This is a genomic window from Bradyrhizobium sp. 138 (assembly GCF_023074075.1).
In the GTDB taxonomy this organism is placed as follows: domain Bacteria; phylum Pseudomonadota; class Alphaproteobacteria; order Rhizobiales; family Xanthobacteraceae; genus Bradyrhizobium.
Genome location: NZ_JADPKT010000022.1, coordinates 278,894 through 295,663, shown reverse-complemented (window position 1 = coordinate 295,663; position 16,770 = coordinate 278,894). Strand labels below are relative to the sequence as shown.

The 16,770-nt window shown below is 63.9% G+C and carries 11 protein-coding genes; 3 read left to right on the top strand and 8 right to left on the bottom strand.

What is annotated here, in order from left to right; genetic code table 11:
* Positions 1–36: 36 nt before the first annotated feature.
* Both IVA79_RS13075 and IVA79_RS13070 read right to left on the bottom strand, forming a co-directional pair.
* Positions 37–1,212 carry a hypothetical protein gene (locus IVA79_RS13075; protein WP_247553423.1) on the bottom strand — a complete coding sequence of 392 codons (1,176 nt, stop codon included), beginning with the start codon at positions 1,210–1,212 and terminating at the stop codon, positions 37–39.
* Positions 1,213–1,520: 308 nt separating this feature from the next.
* A complete protein-coding gene (locus tag IVA79_RS13070) occupies positions 1,521–2,345 on the bottom strand; it encodes a methyltransferase (RefSeq protein WP_247553422.1) in 825 nt (274 codons plus the stop codon).
* A gap of 586 nt (positions 2,346–2,931) precedes the next feature.
* Here IVA79_RS13070 and IVA79_RS13065 point away from each other — a divergent pair.
* Positions 2,932–3,843: a DMT family transporter gene (locus IVA79_RS13065; protein ID WP_247553421.1), complete on the top strand. Its 912-nt coding sequence runs from the start codon at positions 2,932–2,934 to the stop codon at positions 3,841–3,843.
* 86 nt (positions 3,844–3,929) lie between these two features.
* On the opposite strand, the gene IVA79_RS13060 is transcribed toward IVA79_RS13065, so the two are convergent.
* On the bottom strand, positions 3,930–5,282 hold the full coding sequence (locus IVA79_RS13060; protein WP_247553420.1) for a M23 family metallopeptidase: 1,353 nt from the start codon (positions 5,280–5,282) through the stop codon (positions 3,930–3,932).
* A gap of 110 nt (positions 5,283–5,392) precedes the next feature.
* Complete coding sequence (locus IVA79_RS13055) at positions 5,393–6,082, bottom strand: peroxiredoxin (RefSeq protein WP_247553419.1); 690 nt, start codon at positions 6,080–6,082, stop codon at positions 5,393–5,395.
* Between the two features lie 204 nt (positions 6,083–6,286).
* Between IVA79_RS13055 and IVA79_RS13050 the strand changes: the two genes are divergently transcribed.
* Positions 6,287–10,099, top strand: coding sequence for an AsmA-like C-terminal region-containing protein (locus tag IVA79_RS13050; RefSeq protein ID WP_247553753.1), 3,813 nt, complete (start codon positions 6,287–6,289; stop codon positions 10,097–10,099).
* 98 nt (positions 10,100–10,197) lie between these two features.
* On the opposite strand, the gene IVA79_RS13045 is transcribed toward IVA79_RS13050, so the two are convergent.
* The 4 genes from IVA79_RS13045 to tyrS form a co-directional block, all read right to left on the bottom strand.
* Complete coding sequence (locus tag IVA79_RS13045; protein WP_247553418.1) at positions 10,198–11,889, bottom strand: methyl-accepting chemotaxis protein; 1,692 nt, start codon at positions 11,887–11,889, stop codon at positions 10,198–10,200.
* 378 nt (positions 11,890–12,267) lie between these two features.
* On the bottom strand, positions 12,268–12,672 hold the full coding sequence (locus IVA79_RS13040) for a DoxX family protein (protein ID WP_247553417.1): 405 nt from the start codon (positions 12,670–12,672) through the stop codon (positions 12,268–12,270).
* 218 nt (positions 12,673–12,890) lie between these two features.
* Positions 12,891–14,144: an MFS transporter gene (locus IVA79_RS13035; protein WP_247553415.1), complete on the bottom strand. Its 1,254-nt coding sequence runs from the start codon at positions 14,142–14,144 to the stop codon at positions 12,891–12,893.
* 56 nt (positions 14,145–14,200) lie between these two features.
* Positions 14,201–15,454 carry a tyrosine--tRNA ligase gene (gene tyrS, locus IVA79_RS13030; RefSeq protein WP_247553414.1) on the bottom strand — a complete coding sequence of 418 codons (1,254 nt, stop codon included), beginning with the start codon at positions 15,452–15,454 and terminating at the stop codon, positions 14,201–14,203.
* Between the two features lie 164 nt (positions 15,455–15,618).
* Between tyrS and IVA79_RS13025 the strand changes: the two genes are divergently transcribed.
* On the top strand, positions 15,619–16,722 hold the full coding sequence (locus IVA79_RS13025; protein ID WP_247553413.1) for an anhydro-N-acetylmuramic acid kinase: 1,104 nt from the start codon (positions 15,619–15,621) through the stop codon (positions 16,720–16,722).
* The last annotated feature ends 48 nt before the right edge of the window (positions 16,723–16,770 follow it).

Below are 16,770 nucleotides of genomic sequence, written 5' to 3'. Positions count from 1 at the left end.
AAAAAAGAGGCCGAGACGAGAAGCATCGCGGCTCAACTACGGAAGTCCTTTTGTCATCGTGAAGGGATTGAACCCACGTTCCGCGAGGGCAGCCCACGAAGCTGCGCCAAGATGTGACAATCGGAAATAGAGTCGCGGCTTGGTCGGGTCGGTGTCCAACACGAACCCAGTCGGTAACTCGCGGACAGTCGTGGCATAGAACCCACCATCGGGCGACCTCTGGGATTCGATTACAGCGATCAACGACTCTGCCCTCTCAGTCCTGCCGAGCAATTTCATCAAGAGAGCCATTTGGCCCGTCCCTTCGGTCCACACACCGTCCCGGTCTTCACCGTAAGAAAAGCCCCCGCCGACACTCATTCGCTGTTCGGCGGTCGTCATTGCTGATGCAAATTTCCCGGCCGCTCCGTGAAGCGCTGTTAAAGGCCAGATCTGAGCATCCAGAGCCAAAATCGGATTGTGCGTGACGCCGTCTTCAGCTGTCCCTGCGGCGAAACAGGCGCATGCCGAATCCCACATCGCATTTACGAAGTGCTCAGCAGCCGTTGCCTTGTCACGCCAACGCGATTCGCCTGTACGGACCGCAAGAAGGCCAAACGCGGCGGCGAGGTCAGTATTATGTTCAGTCGATTTCCACGTCCGCACTTCCGGCGTCGGTTCGTGCCCAAACGTACCGCCCGTGAAACCGCCAGTATCGCGCGTATCGGCCCATTGCGCGACCCAGGCGCCAAGCCGTGCTGCACCATCGCGGAACCGAAAGTCGATGTTCACATCATCAAGCGACAGCAACGCCAACATGGCCCATGCCATGTTACCATTGTCGCTGCCCACCTGATATCGATCCTCTAACCATTTGTTCTGAGCATTGTCCCACCACCCCGGAAGTTTGACGGGGCCATTCGCCGCCACACCCGCGGCGTAAGCGTTCCTGAGCCGTCCATCATGCCAGGTGCGGTCGTTGTCGATGGCCCAGAGAATCGCCGAGCCAATCCGATATGCTTTGTCTTGCTCACCGCAACCGACCAATGCGATGGCGGCTACCGCATTGTCATAGAGGTAGGCGGCGCCATGCAGAGGCCCCGATTCGACGGTCGGATAGCTGGGCAGGAACAACCGCCCTGATGGCGGAGCCTTATCAATTAGACCAGCGAGGTATCCGCACGCTGCCGTTTTTGGTGCTGTTGAAGCCTGCAGCGGAGTGGAGGCCATCATGATTGCGAAAGTCGCGACGACCCAAGTGTGAAGGCAGAGCCCGCGACAACGGTAGAAGCAATAAGTGATTGGTGCCGGTAGCATTTCGCTGCCTCTCGCGCCCTTTCAACCAAGATAGGCTTTGAGACGTCGGAAAGAAAGCCGGTCGGGATCGAGTAAGAACATCGTGCCTTCATCTTCAACGGCAGTTTATGGCCCATCGCTTCCATTAGGCCGCGGCGGCGAGTCGTCTGGAGGCGGGGGTAAACCGGAAGCTTCCGACCGCTGGTCCAAACGGCGCTTTTGACCCGAAGCAGACATCGCTGCGATTAGGCCAGCACTGCTTCAATTACGCTGACGGGCGACTCCGTTGTCACAACTCGATTGAGGCGGAAGCCAGCCTTGTCCAGCAGAACGGCATACTCCCGCTCCGTGCGCTCCTGCCCTCCGATCAATACCAGCATAACCATATCCAGTATTTTCCCCGGATGTGGGGCGTCACCGGGAGGCAAGACCATCTCGACTATCAATAGTCGCCCATCGGGTTTCATGGCTTTGCGACAATGACTAAGAATCGTTAGGCAAAGGTCGTCATGCCAGTCGTGCAGGATGTGGGACAACACGTAAGCGTCACCACCTGATGGCACCGACAGGAAAAAGTCTCCTGCCTCTACGGTCACACGGCTCGCGACGCCCTTCTCTCTAAGCAACTTCTGCGCATCACCTACGACATGCGGCCGGTCGAACAGGACCCCTCTCGGCTGTGGATGTCGCACAAGTATGTTGGCGAGCATATTGCCGGACGCGCCGCCGACATCGACGACGGTTTGGAACACAGAAAAGTCGTAGGCGGCCGCGACCGCTGGAGGTTCGCCTCCATGAAGGCCAACCATTGCTCCACTAAATACGGATGCGGCTTCGGGATGGTGAGCCAGATAATCGAAGAGCGGCATACCGTGTGCCTTCTCAAAGCCCGTACGACCTGTCTGCAAAGAGTGAAGAAGATTGGCGAAGCCACTACCAACCCAGCTGCTTCCCGTCATTAGCAGGGCCGATCTAGCTGAACCTGGTGCGTCCGTTTTCAATGCCTCTCCGAGTGTCGTCAATGAGAAGCGCTGTGCGTCGCCTTCGGTAAGAAGCCCTATACCGGCCATGGTCCTCATCAATCTGTGCAAGGACGGGGCATGTAGAGCGAGGGGAGCAGCCAGTTCGCCTGCGCTTTTTGGCCCATCGGCGAATTTGTCCGCCAGACCAAGTGCCGCCGCGATATGCACAACATTAGCGACTGCACCCGCTGTCCCCATCTGAATTAGCTGTACGTGGGGCGGGAGGGATGGGGGAACTGCCTGATTTATTCCCGTCATGGGTTCCTCAAAATTGCTTCTTCAAATTGGCGGATGCTGACCGGATTGAGGCCGCTTGGCATCTTTGAAGTCGTGTTGATCATGACCGTTACGCAGCTGGCCCGTCAACTGCTCGCATGTCTGCATTTGGCCCTTAAACCAGCTGGGGCGAGCTGGCCATGTCCGCTATTGAAAACTGAACGGACAAGGCGCCGCCTCCGCGCCGTCTGATCGGGTTTCTGAGTCCACGCGCCAGCCGGCTAGTATCGCGTGGGGCAATTCGATCCCCATTCATTGCCGGCATCGGTTTTGTAAGCCGGAGTTTCACCAGAAATCGGGTGGCATTGTTCGCCGCGTCGTTCTAGGTCAGCGGGCTCGGCCGCCGATGTGAGACCCCATGCCCCCAAGCGACAACAGGATCGACGTGCGCGACTGGTCGCTGCTCGCGGTGCTCTCGATCCTCTGGGGCGGCTCGTTCTTCTTCAACGGTGCCGCCTTGCGAGAACTGCCGCCGCTGACGCTGGTGTTCCTGCGCGTCGTGCTCGGCGCGGCCATTCTCGTGCCGTTCCTGCGCGTCCAGGGGATCGGTTTTCCCAAGAGCATGTCGGGTTGGACGCCATTCGTTGTGATCGGGCTGCTCAACAATGTCATCCCGTTCTCACTGATCGTGATCGGGCAGACCTTCATTCCGAGCGGGCTGGCCTCGATTCTGAATGCGACGACGCCGCTGTTCACCGTTCTGGTGATGGCGGCGGCAGGCGAGGAGACCTTGCAGATGCGCCGCGTGGCCGGCGTGGCGCTCGGCCTAGCGGGCGTGATCGTCTTGCGCGGATGGGGCTTCGAGACAAGGGCGGGGCAGGGGCTCGGCATCCTGCTTTGTCTTGGCGGCGCCGTCAGCTATGGATTCGCCGCACTGGCAGCGCGGCGAATGCTGAAGGACGCAGCTCCGCTCGGCACAGCAACGTTTCAGCTGATGGCGTCGACCGTGATGATGGCGGTCATCGCCGGTGCTGTGGAGCAGCCTTGGCATTTTCCGATGCCGGGCGTTACGACCTGGCTTGCAGTGCTTGGCCTCGCTGCCCTGTCGACGGCGCTGGCTTACATCGTCTTCTTCCAGGTCTTGCGACGGTCGGGCGCGAGCAACGTCATGCTGGTGACGCTGCTCATTCCCGTCACCGCCATTCTGCTGGGATGGCTGGTGCTCGGCGAGCCGATCTCGATGCGCGAGATCGAGGGCGCCATCGTCATCGGCAGCGCGCTGCTGGTGATCGACGGACGCCTTCTGAATCTGTTGCGACGCGGCACTTAGATTTCGGACCCGCGCGCTGTTCGGCGACGTCATCACCGAGAGGTCGGCCACGAGCGCAACAGTGAATTGCCAGCTGCGAGCCAGCGCTAGCCCGCGCTGAGGCGTACGCCGGCGCGCAAGAACTTCTGCGGATCGACCGCTTCGCCCTCGATGCGGGTCTCATAGTGCAGATGCGGACCGGTCGAACGGCCGGTCGAACCGACGAGACCGATCACCTGACCGATCTTCACGATCTCGCCGACCTTGACGTTGATCTCGGAGAGATGGCCGTAGCGGGTCGAAAGCCCATTGCCATGGTCGACCTCGACCATGCGGCCGTAACCGCCGGACCAGCCGGCGGAGACGACCTTGCCGTAGGCGGTGACGCGGACCGGATCGCCGCTGGCGGCGCGGAAGTCGAGCCCGGTGTGCATCGCGGGCCGTCCGAGGAAGGGATCGCTGCGCACACCGAATCCGGAAGTGAACTCGACCTCGCCGATGACGGGCTTGCGGTAGGGCACCAGCGCCAGCGTACGGTTGAGACGATCCATCTCGGCACGGGTGATGTTGATGCGATTGAGCTGCTTCTCGAACGGTCCGGCGTTGGCCGTCAGCTTGACGGGGACGAAAGGCCCGCCCATCGCGGTGCGCGGCACGGCGGCTTCGAGATTGGCGAGATTGAGGCCGAGATCGCTGACCACGCCGCGCATCCGGCGCATGCGGGAATCCATGCCTTCCTCGACGGCGCTGAGCGCCGCCATCTGGCGACGCTCGACCTGATCGAGCGAGGTCGTGAGCCGAACCAGGACGTTGTCTAAACCTTGGTTCTTGGCGAATTGGTTGGTCGGCGCTGCCGCAACGGCCGGCGCGCGCGATTCGAGCCGCGCCTCACGGTCCGGCGGTGCCACGAAGATCACGGTGTCGCTGATGGGCGAAGGCTTCGGCGCAGTCTGACTCGCATCGCCGCGCTGCGGGGTCGCGCGGGGAATCGAGCCGGTCACGTCGGGCATGGCCCCGAGCGCCGTGGCCCGGGACTCCAGCGCCGTCTGCCGCTTCATGATCTGGTCGAGCTTCTGGTCGAACTGTTCCTGGTCGAGCAGCTGGCGGCTGGTGGTGCGGTCGACCTTGGCGCGCAGCTCAGCGATGCGGTCCTCATAGGCGTATTGCATCTCGGCCTGGCGGGCGATCAGCCGGGTCAGGACATCGTCACGGAAAGCAAAATAAGTGGCGGTCGCCGCCGACCAGAGACCGAGCAGCACCACCGTTCCGACCACGATCCAGAACACCACGGGCCCGAAGCGCACCTGCTTGCCGGCGTGGACGATGGTGTAGGCGTCGTCGGTCGCGGGAAGGGGGATCGCTGCGGCTGCGGCGACGGCGGGCCGGCGTTGGAAGGCCCGTCCGTGGTCGTGAGGATGATGTGGGGGGTGCTGCGAATATTGGGCAGAACTTTTCGACATCGGCACTCCCGCGCCGGTCGGATGAGTCCGTACGGCCTAATTGCCGCAGCAATCTGGGCCGGTCATGGTTAATTTTCCGGAAACGGGAACAGGCGAATTCTAGGGATTGGTTAAAGACTTCTTGCCGCTTCCAGCACCGCGTCGGCATGGCCGTCGACCCGGACATTGCGCCAGATCCTGGCTACTTTGCCATCGGACCCGACCAGTATCGTGGTGCGAAGAATTCCCAGGAAGCTCCTGCCATACATGGACTTTTCGCCCCAGGCGCCATAGGCTTCCAGCATCGCATGTTGCTCGTCCGAAAGCAGCGGGACACCGAGACTGTGCTTGTCCCGGAACTTCTCCTGGGCCTTTAACGGATCGGCGGAGATCCCCAGCACGGCGGTGCCGGCGGCCGCGAATGCGTCGGCCAGGCGGGTGAAATCGATCGCCTCCCTTGTGCAGCCGGGCGTGTCGGCGCGGGGGTAGAAGAACAGGACCAGCTTTTGGCCGGCATAGTCGGCCAACGTGACGACCTCGCCGCCGTCGCGGGGCAGGCGGAAGGCGGGGGCCTTGTGGCCCTCGGCGAGGCCCGACTTCGCGGTCGCGGGCGCGGACGCCGATTTGGAGGTAATTAACTGTTTCGATGCGGCCTTATGTGATCCTGCTTTTGCTAAGCTCCCGGTTGATTTGCTCGCCGGTGTCAGCTGCGTCTTCGCGGACCTTGTTTGAGTCGATGCCCGTGTTTTCAGGGGCTTCTTTTTAGCGGTCGGACTGCCGGAGGGCGTTTTGGACGATTTCGTTCGGGATTTCTTGGACATACGCCTTCCTTTCGACGCTTTCGGCGGGTCAACCGAAACGGTATTGCAGCTCTCGTCCGGCGTTCCGGAATCGCGCCCTCGGCTGGGCAAGTCTGGCGACGCCGGAGTATGGTTACAAGGAATTCCACGCACCACCCCACTGCTCGTTGAACGCGCTGCCGGGGCGAAATGACGAACAGCAGGAATATTCGAGGTATGGCTGCAATGCCGGCGCAGGGAGCTTCGCTTCCCGAGGGCGGCTGCAGTCCCGGCGGTGCTCAATCCTATGACGGGCGCCTGTATCGAGAGGCAATGGCAAGGAATAAGTCGCCCCAGGATTACAATCGGGACTTCGATCGGCGCGGCGGTGAGCAACAGCCGCAGGAATGGGACGACGCCGATTGGGACCCGGATCAGGAGGCGGCCGCGGGCTATCGCGCGCGCCGGCTGTTGTCGCGTTCCAATTCGGGCTTTCATCGCGTCGGTGACGGGTTTGGGGCGTTGCGCCGCTGGCTGGCCGCCGATCGCTGGCTGAAGCGTTTCGTCCTTGTCGTCGGGACTCTCGCCATCATCTTCGTCGGCTGTTTCGGTGCGCTGTGGTGGCGGCTCGGGGCCGGTCCCATCAATCTCGACATCGCAACGCCATGGCTGGCCGCCGCGATCGAGGACAATATCGGTCACGGCAACACGGTTGAGATCGGAGGCACCCAGATCGAGCGGGCCGGCCGGATCCGCATCGCCGTCCGTATCCGTGACATCATCGTCCGCGATCGCGATCACGCCGTCGTCGCCAGCGCGCCGAAGGCCGAGGTGAAGCTGTCGGGTGCGGGCCTGCTGATGGGGCATCTGCGTGCCGAAAGCCTCAATCTGGTCGACGCCGAGCTGGCGATCCGGATCGCGCCCGACGGCACTGTCACCGTATCCGCCGGCGATACCGCAAAGCCGCTGGCAACCGGCGTCGCCTCGAAGAAGGACGCGGGCCTGCCGCCGACATTCCCGCGCAATGGCGTCCCGCCGCCGCCATTCGCCACACAGCCCGCGACCCAGGATCCATCTCAAGCCGCCTCTCAAGGCCCGCCCCAGGCGACCGCACAGAGCGGCATTCTTCAGGGCCTCGACTGGCTCGACAGTCTCAGCATGACCGGTCTTGACGGCCAGAACCTCAACGAGATCGGTTTGAAGAACGGCAATCTGATCGTCGACGATCAGCAGCGCGGCAGCAAATGGTCGTTCGAGAACATCACCCTCAGCCTGCGCCGCCCGAGCCGCGGTGGCGTTACACTGAGCCTCGGCGAGGAGGGGGCGCGCCCGTGGATGCTCCGCGCCACGATCGGGCCGGCCGAGAACGGCGTGCGCTCGGTCGATATCAAAGCCGACAAGGTCTCGACCTCCAACATCCTCTTGGCGCTGCGGGTCAAGGACCTCACTTATACCGCCGATTTGCCGCTGACCGGCGAGCTCAAGGGCGAGCTCGGCCGCGACGGCGTGCCGACATTCTTCCGCGGCAAGATCGCAGTCGGCGCGGGCAATATCATCGATACCGACACGCCGGATTATCCGATGGCGATCGATCAGGCCGAGATCAACGTCGAGTGGGACGCCAACCGGCGGGTGCTGGTCGCACCGTTCAAGGTGTTGTCTGGCGCGAACCGCCTGACGCTTCTGGCCCATCTCGAGCCACCCAACGGCACCGTCAATGACTGGCAGCTCGGCTTCAGCGGCGGCTCGATCCTGCTCGGCGGCATCGACAACGAGCCGCCGCTCGTCTTCAACCGCATCGCGATCGGCTTCCGGTTCGACACCGACCACAAGCGCTTCCTGCTGACGCAAGCCGACATCAGCAATGGCGAGATCGGCGTCGCCGGCACCGGTGCCATCGACTATTCGGGCGAGCCGCGGCTGACGCTGGGCTTTGCGGGAACGCCGATGTCGGCCTCCGCGCTGAAGCGGATGTGGCCGACGCTCGTCGTTCCCGAGTTGCGTCAATGGGTGATCGAGCGGATCGAGCGCGGTACGCTTCAGCGCATCGAGATCGGCATCAATTCGCCGACGAAGAACCTTCCGCGCAAGGGCCCGCCCATTCCCGACGACGGCCTGTCGGTCAACATCGTGGCGAGCGGCGTCGCGGTCCGTCCCGTGGACGGCATGCCTGTCGTGCACGACGCCGATCTGAAGGCGCGCGTGACCGGTCGCACCGCGACCGTGAATATCGGCCAGGGTGTTGCCGATACGCCCGCCGGCCGCAAGGTCACGATTTCCGATTTCGTGTTCGAGGTGCCTGACATGGCGCCCAAGCCGTCGCCGTCGCGGACCAGATTCCGCGTCGAGGGTCCGGTGCCCGCGGCTGCCGAAATGCTGGCCAATGATCGCTTGAGCGATCTGTCGTCGACAGTCGTCGATCCCAACACCAGCAAGGGGACATTCACGGCGAACATCCAGCTCGGCATGCCGGTCAAGGGCGAATTGACCAAGTCTGACACGACCTATGCCGTGACGGCCGATCTCAACGGCTTCTCAGCCGACAAGCTGGTGATGAACCAGAAGCTGGAGGCCAACAATCTCAAGATTGCCGCCAACAACCAGGGCTATCAGGTCAAGGGCGACGTCAAGATCAACGGCCAGGCGGCCTCGCTCGACTACCGCAAGCCGACCGAAGGCGATGCCGATGTGAGACTGCAGGCGACGCTGGACGATGCGAGCCGGGCGCGATTGGGATTCGATCTCGGTCCCGCCGTCAGCGGATCGTTGCCAATCAAGCTGTCGGGCAAGATCGCCGGCGGTCCCGACCAGACGACCAAGCTCGGCGTCGAGGCCGACCTGACCTCGGTCAAGCTCGACAACATCCTGCCGGGCTGGGTCAAGCTGCCGGGCAAATCAGGCAAGGCCAGCTTCAAGGTGGTGCCGACGGCGCAATCGACGCGCCTGGAGGACATCGTCATTGAAGGCGGCGGCGCCTCGATCAAGGGCTCGCTCGAGGTCGACGCGAATGGCGAGCTCATGAACGTGAACTTCCCGACCTATTCGCCGTCCGACGGCGACAAGACCTCATTGAAGGCTGAGCGTGGTCAGGACGGCGTCATCAGGGGCACCATGCGCGGCGACGTGTTCGATGGCCGCGGCTTCCTGAAGTCGGCGATTTCAGGCAATTCCAAGGACGACGCCAAGAACAAGATGAAGAACGTCGATTTCGACATCGACGTGAAGCTCGGTGCTGTAATGGGTTTCAACGGCGAGGCGATGCGCAGCGTCGACGCCAAAATGTCGAAGCGCAACGGCGCTATCAAGACCTTTACGCTGAGCGGCAGGATCGGCAAAGATACGCCGGTGGCGGCCGATCTGCGCGGCGGTCGCGCGCAAGGCAGCCGCGAGGTGATGTACCTCCAGACCAACGATGCCGGCTCGCTGCTGAAATTCACCGACACCTACACCAAAGCGGTCGGCGGCCAGATGGTGGTGGCGATGGAGCCGCCGACGTCCGAGCCGAACACGACGCGCGAGGGCCTCATCAACGTCCGCGACTTTACCGTGAGGGGCGAGGCGCAGCTCGAACGCGTCGCCGCCGGCGCGCCCAACGGCACCGGCAGCGGCGTCTCCTTCAGCGCGCTCCGCGCCGAGTTCACCCGGCAGAACGGCGCGCTGACCATCCGCGACGGCGTGGTCAAGGGCCCGATGATCGGCGCCACCATCGAGGGCTCGATCGATTATCCCGGCAACCAGGTGTGCATGAGCGGCACCTTCGTGCCGATGTATGGCGTCAACAACATCTTCGGACAGATCCCGCTGTTCGGCATCTTCCTCGGCGGCGGCAACAATGAAGGATTGATCGGCGTGACCTATGAGGTGGTCGGCACGCCGGCGGCGCCCGTGATGCGCGTCAATCCAATCTCGGCGATGGCGCCCGGCCTGTTCCGCAAGATCTTCGAATTCAACACTGGCAAGCAGAACTCGCCATTCGAAGAATTCCCCTCGCAGTCCCACGACGGCTCGACCGGCTCGACGCGTCAGCTGTCGAGCGGATGCAGCCTCGCGCGGCGATAGCAGCGGGCTCGTTCTAGTTCGTAGCAGATTCGATTGCGGCCATTAGGTGCAGTGCGCTCCCTCTCCCGCTTGCTTTGCGGGAGAGGTGAACGAGCCGCCTACGCCGCGCGCACGCCTGCGAGGAACGTCCCGACTTCGCCGGAGAGCTGCTCGGCCTGCTTGGAGAGGCTCGAGGCCGCGGCGAGCACCATGCCGGCGGCATTGCCGGTCTCGTTCGCGGCGGTCGAGACGCCGCCGATATTGGTGGTGACCTCCTGGGTCGCCTCCGCGGTCTGCGAGACGCTGCGGGCGATCTCGGCGGTCGCGGCGCCTTGCTCCTCGATGGCAGCCCCAATCGAGGTCGCGATGCGGCTGACCTCCTCGATGGTGGCGGTGATGCCGCCGATGGCGTCCACGGCTTCCTTGGTCGCGCCCTGGATCTGGGCGATCTTGTCGCCGATCTCGCGGGTGGCCTCCGCGGTCTGGCTCGCGAGCGACTTCACCTCGGAAGCGACCACGGCAAAGCCGCGGCCGGCTTCGCCGGCACGCGCGGCCTCGATGGTGGCGTTGAGCGCGAGCAGGTTGGTCTGGGCGGCGATGTTGGAGATCAGCTCGGCGACGTGTTCGATCTGCTGGGCGCCGTCCGAGAGGGCACGCACGATGGTGTCGGTGCGGCGCGCGCTGTCGACCGCGCGTCCCGTGACTTCTGCGGACTGGGCGACCTGGCGACTGATCTCGGTGATGGAGGAGGAGAGCTCCTCGGCGGCAGCCGCGACGGTCTGGACGCGCTGACTGGCTTCGGTGGCGGCCGAGCCGACCAATGCGGCGCGGCGGTTGGTGCCTTCAGCGGTCGAGGACATCGACTTGGCGGTGGTCTCGAGCTCACCGGAGCCGGAGGCCATCAGGCCGACGAGCTGGCCGACGGAGGCATCGAAGCGGTCGGCGAGCGCGATCAGGGCCTCGCGCTTCTCCTGCTCGGTCCGCGTCTTGGTGGCGACCTGTTCGGCTTCCAGCGCGCGCGCCGTCAAAGCCGTCTGACGCAGCACTTCGAGGGTCTCGGCCATGCGGCCGATCTCGTCGCCGCGGTCGGTTTCCTCGACCGGCTTGTCGATGGCGCCTTCGGAAATCTCCTGCATGCGGTTCTTCTGGCGCTCGAGTGCGCTGAGCACGTCGCGGGCGATCAGCCATGAGAGCGCCGCCATCAGCAGCATTAGGCCAGTGCCGATCGCGGCGAGCTCCAGCGTCAGGGCGCGCACATCGGCGTCGATGTCGTCGACGTAGAGGCCGTAGCTGACGGTCACGTTCCAGGGGGCGAATTTGCGTGCAAAGACGGTCTTGCGGACCGGTTCAGTCTGGCCGGGGCGGGGGTAGAGATAGGAGGTGACGCCGCCCTGCGGGCTTTCGCCGGCCTTGATGATGGCGTCAGCGATCAGCACGCCGTTGGAATCCTTGGCGCCGGTGATCTTGCCTTCGAGCTGCTGGTTGGCGCCGTTCACGACCAGGGAGCCGTCCTGATTGTAGACCACCGGATAGCCCTGGCTGCCATTGAAGTTCATGCGGCGGCCGCGCTGATGGAACTGGGCCTTGGCCTCGGCCAGCGGCAGCTTGCCGGCGGTGACCTCATCCTGAAGCGATTGCGCGTAGTTGTAGAGCAGCTCGACGGCGGTCCGCATCTGCTGGACGCGATCCTCCATCATGCGGCTCTTGCTGAGCACGGCCGATACTCCGATGATGGCCGCAACGGTGAGGGCGGCGAGACACACCATGCTGGCAAGCTTGGTGCGGATCTTGAGGTGACTCAGCAGCTTCATCGCAGCCTCGATGGAATGGTTGTTATTGCTCGCGTCGGTAGCATGAAGTTCTTACCAATCATGAATGGACGCGTGCGACGTGCTGCCACGCGCGGCGTCTGCAGGTGCGTGCGCAAACATGCAGGCCGAACGCGCCTCGCTGCGCGTGGCGGGCCAGGTCGCGGAGACAAATGATGTGGGAATTTGGTGGTGATCAAGCGCGGCCGGAGCGGCAGTGAACCGATTCGTTCACCGCATCATCATGTCCGTGCTGCTCGTCGCGGCCCTCGTCCTGATCTGGAACGTGCTGGGGGCGCGCTGAGACGGCACCGGCCGATCTGCCAATGCCGTCTTCTTGCGGGTCAAGTATGGGCGCGTCAGCGCAGCGCGGACACGCCGCTATTTCTTGCCCATCGCTGTATCGGCACTGACCGAGCCGCCGCCGGCTGCCGACAGATAGAGGCAGGCGAAGCAGAACAGGATCGCCGCGGTGCCGCCATTGAGCAGCGGCAGGAACACCGGCGTCTCGCCCTTGAACATATGGCCCATGAAGTAGGCGAAGGCCATTTCACCGGAGAGAATGAACGCGCTGAGGCGGGTGAACAGGCCGAGCATCAGCAGCGCACCGAGCACGAGTTCGAGCGCGCCGGCCGCGTAGATCAGCGGCGGGATGTTGGCGAAGTAGGGAAGCACCGGAAACTTGAAGATTTTGGCGATGCCGTACTGGAACAGCAGCAGGCCGGTGATGAAGCGAAACAGGCTCAAGAGAACCGGTTGAAAGCGAGTGAGATAGGGAAAGTCCATTGGTTTGCCCTCCATCCAATGCTGCGACTAGGACCGCATTCAGTTCGACCCCGCAAGCGGCTCCGCGTCAATTTGCGCTGACATTTTTGTCATGACGGACAAAACACCGCGGGCTGAGGCCTCAGCCGCAGGCGATCCGCGGTTTTTGAGCTTATTCGCCTCGCGCCCATCAGTAATTGTCCGGTGACCTCGATGCGCGCAGGTTACCTCTGCGTCACCTACCGCCGCAAGGCGGGCACGATCAGGAACGGGATCATCCCGAGCACGACGCTCGCAAGGGCGAAGGCGAGCAGCGCGTTGTAGCCGTGGGTCGCGTCATGGATCAGGCCGCCGCTCCAGGAGCCGAACGCCGAGCCGAGGCCACTGCCGATCGAGATCGTGCCGTAGATGGTCCCCACGCGCTTGCCCTGGAAGATCCGCATTGCTGTGGCGCTGATCAGCGGGCCGCGCGAGCCCATCATGCTGCCGAAGCAGACGACGAAACCCGTGAGCAGGAGGAGGTTCGGCGAATACTGCAACAGCCACAGCAGGACGATGCCGAGGATCGAGATCGCGTAGCTGAGCAGCACCGACGGCCGCCGCCCGATCAGCCCGTCGAGCGCCGACACACCGAGCATGCCGAACACCAGGACGACGCCGGAAAAGCCCCAGGCGGTGGCGGCTTTCAGCGGCGGGAAGCCAGCATCGATCAGATAGGCCACGATTTGCGCGGCAATCGCATACATGCCGACGGCGGTGAAGAAGAAGGTCGCGAACAGTGCCCAGAAGGCGTGGTGGCGCATGGCACCGAGAAGCGTCCAGCCATTGTCGACGAAGTCGGGATCGGTCTTCTTCACGACATGCGGCGAGCCCGCGGCGAACAGCCGCCACGGCAGCAGCATCAGCGGGACCAGCAGGCCCAGCGCTGCGAAGCCGAACAGCTGATAGGTGTCGCGCCAGCCGATGTGATCGATGAGGAGCTGCGAGGCCGGCAGCAACGCCAGCACGCCGCCGCCCATGGCCGAATACACCACTGACATTGCGGTCGGCAGACGGGGCCCGAACCAGCGGCCGAGCAGGATCGAATTCGGCACGATGCCGATGAAGGCGACGCCGATGCCGACGCAGAGGCCGATCGAGAGCTGGAACTGCCAGAGCTGCCGGGCGTGGGCCGCGATCAGGAAGGCCGCGCCGAGCAGCAGCAGTCCGAGCGCATAGACGATGCGCGGTCCGGAATGGTCGAACAGGCGCCCGACGAACGGAGCGGTGAGACCGCTCGCGAGCCAGGTGAGCGAATAGACCGAGACGATCTGCGCGCGGTCCCAGCCGAAGCTCTCCGAGATCGGCTTCAGGAAGACCGTAAAACTGTCGCCGAGCCCGCGGCCGAGCACGGCCAGCGTGAAGCAGAGCGCGAGCACGGTGAGCGCGATGCGCACGACGCCTTGCGGCGTCACGCTATCCTTGTTCGTTTCCGTGGACGTGTTCTGACCCATTGCCGTCAGGGAGCGCGCATCCGCGCACCCTGACAAGCAGCGAAAAGCTCATACGCCTATGCAGGCTTGATCAGGATGTGCTTCTTCTTGCCGAAGGACAGCTTGATCACGCCTTCCGGCGTCAGATTGGCCGCGGACAGCGCCATCTTCTCGTCCGTAACAGGCTCGTCGTTGACGCGCAGGCCGCCGCCCTTGATCTGCCGCCGCGCCTCGCCGTTGGAGGCAACGAGGCCCGCCTTGACGAAGGCGGTGAGCACGCCGAGGCCGCCGTCCAGTTCGCCGCGCGGAATTTCCACCGTCGGCAGGCTTTCGGCGAGCGCGCCTTCCTCGAAGGTGCGGCGCGCGGTCTCCGCGGCTTCGTTCGCGGCATCGCGGCCGTGCAGCAGCGCGGTTGCTTCGGTGGCGAGCACCTTCTTGGCCTCGTTGATCTCCGAGCCGCCGAGTGCCTCGAGCTTCTTGATCTCGGCCATCGGCAGCGTCGTGAACAGTTTTAGGAACTTGCCGACGTCGGCATCCTCGGTGTTGCGCCAGTACTGCCAGAAATCATAAGGGCTGAACTGGTCGGCGTTGAGCCACACCGCGCCCTGCGCGGTCTTGCCCATCTTGGCGCCCGACGCGGTGGTCAGGAGCGGCGTCGTCAGCGCGAACAGCTGGTGCGTGCCCATGCGGCGGCCGAGATCGACGCCCATGATGATGTTGCCCCACTGGTCCGAGCCGCCCATCTGCAATTTGCAGCCGGTGCGCTTGGCGAGCTCGACGAAGTCGTAGGCCTGGCAGACCATGTAGTTGAACTCGATGAAGCTCATCTCGTGCTCGCGCTCGAGGCGCAGCCGCACGGAGTCCATGGTCAGCATGCGGTTGACCGAGAAATGCCGGCCGACGTCGCGCAGCATCTCGATCCAGTTGAGCTTGGTCAGCCATTCGGCGTTGTCGAGCATGATGGCGTCGCTCTTACCCTCGCCATAGCGCAGCACCTTGGCGAACACGCCCCGGATCGATTCCTTGTTGGCCTCGATCTCGGCGACGGTGCGGATCGCGCGGGTCTCGTCCTTGCCGGAGGGGTCGCCGACCATGGTGGTGCCGCCGCCCATCAGCGTGATCGGCTTGTTGCCGGACTGCTGCAGCCAGTGCAGCATCATCATGGTCAGATAGTTGCCGATGTGCAGCGAGCGGGCGGTGCAATCGTAGCCGACATAGGCGGTCGCTTCGCCCTTGGCGGCGAGCGCATCCAGCCCCTCGAAATCGGAGCACTGGTGGATGAAACCACGTTCCTGCAGGATATTGAGGAAATCCGATTTAAATGCAGTCATCTGTCGGCGCGCCTGACAATTCTTGGTTTACTGTTTTGGGGGCAATTTAAGGGTCTTGTGTGGGAACCCGACGGCCGCCCGCCACTTGGCGCTGTGGCATTATAAGATGTGTCCCTCTGGCACAAGATCGGCATGCTGGAGAGGGTGTTTGAGGACGCTGATCCATGATGTTGACGGCACTCGGCTTGATGAGCGGCACCTCGCTGGACGGGGTGGATGTCGCGCTGATCGAGACCGACGGAAAGCAGGTGAAGGCTTTCGGGCCATCCGGTTATCGACCCTATCACCCGGCGGAGCGCAATCTGCTGCGCCAGGCGCTCGCCGAGGCGGTGCACCTGCCGCAACGCGATGCCCGCCCGGGAGTGCTGGCGGATGCCGAGCGCGCCGTGACACAGGCACATGCCGAGGCAGTGGCCGCCTTCCTCACCCAGAACCGGATGAAGCCGGAGGATATCGACATCGTCGGCTTCCACGGCCAGACCGTGCTGCACCGCCCCGAGAAGCGGCTGACGGTGCAGATCGGCGACGCGCCGGCGCTGGCCAGGGCAATCCACATTCCGGTGATGTTTGATTTCCGCGCCGCCGATGTCGAGGCCGGCGGGCAGGGGGCACCTCTCGTGCCGGTCTACCACCGCGCGCTCGCCCATTCCCTGGACCGCGAAGGGCCGATCGTCGTGGTCAATATCGGCGGCGTTTCCAACATCACTTATATCGACGGCAACGACACGCTGATCGCCTGCGATACCGGGCCCGGCAACGCGCTGCTGGACGATTTCATGTACCGCACCATGAACCAGGCGTTCGATGCGGAAGGAAAGTTCGCAGCTCTCGGGAAGGGCGACGAGGCCTGGATCGCTCGCGCGCTGGGGTTGCCGTTCTTTGCGCTGCCGCCGCCGAAATCGCTGGACCGCAACGACTTCGCGGCGCTGAGACTCGGCGACGTCGCGCCGGCCGATGGCGCGGCGACCCTCACCGCCTTCACCGCGGCGGCGATCGCACGCATCATCCCGTTGTTGCCACGGCGGCCGTGGAGCTGGATCGTCTGCGGCGGCGGCGCTCGCAACCTCACCATGCTGCGCATGCTGCGGGAGCGGGTGGGCTCGGCCACCGTCGAGGCGGCCGAGACGCTGGGCTGGGCCTCTGACGCCATCGAGGCCCAGGCCTTCGGCTTCCTCGCCGCCCGCGGCTTGAAGGGCTTGCCGCTGTCTTATCCGGCCACCACTGGCGTGCCGATGCCGATGACCGGCGGGGTGATCGCGCGGCCGTGAGGGCGGCTTCCCGGATTGGGGCAACTGCATCGCTCTTTCAATTGGCTT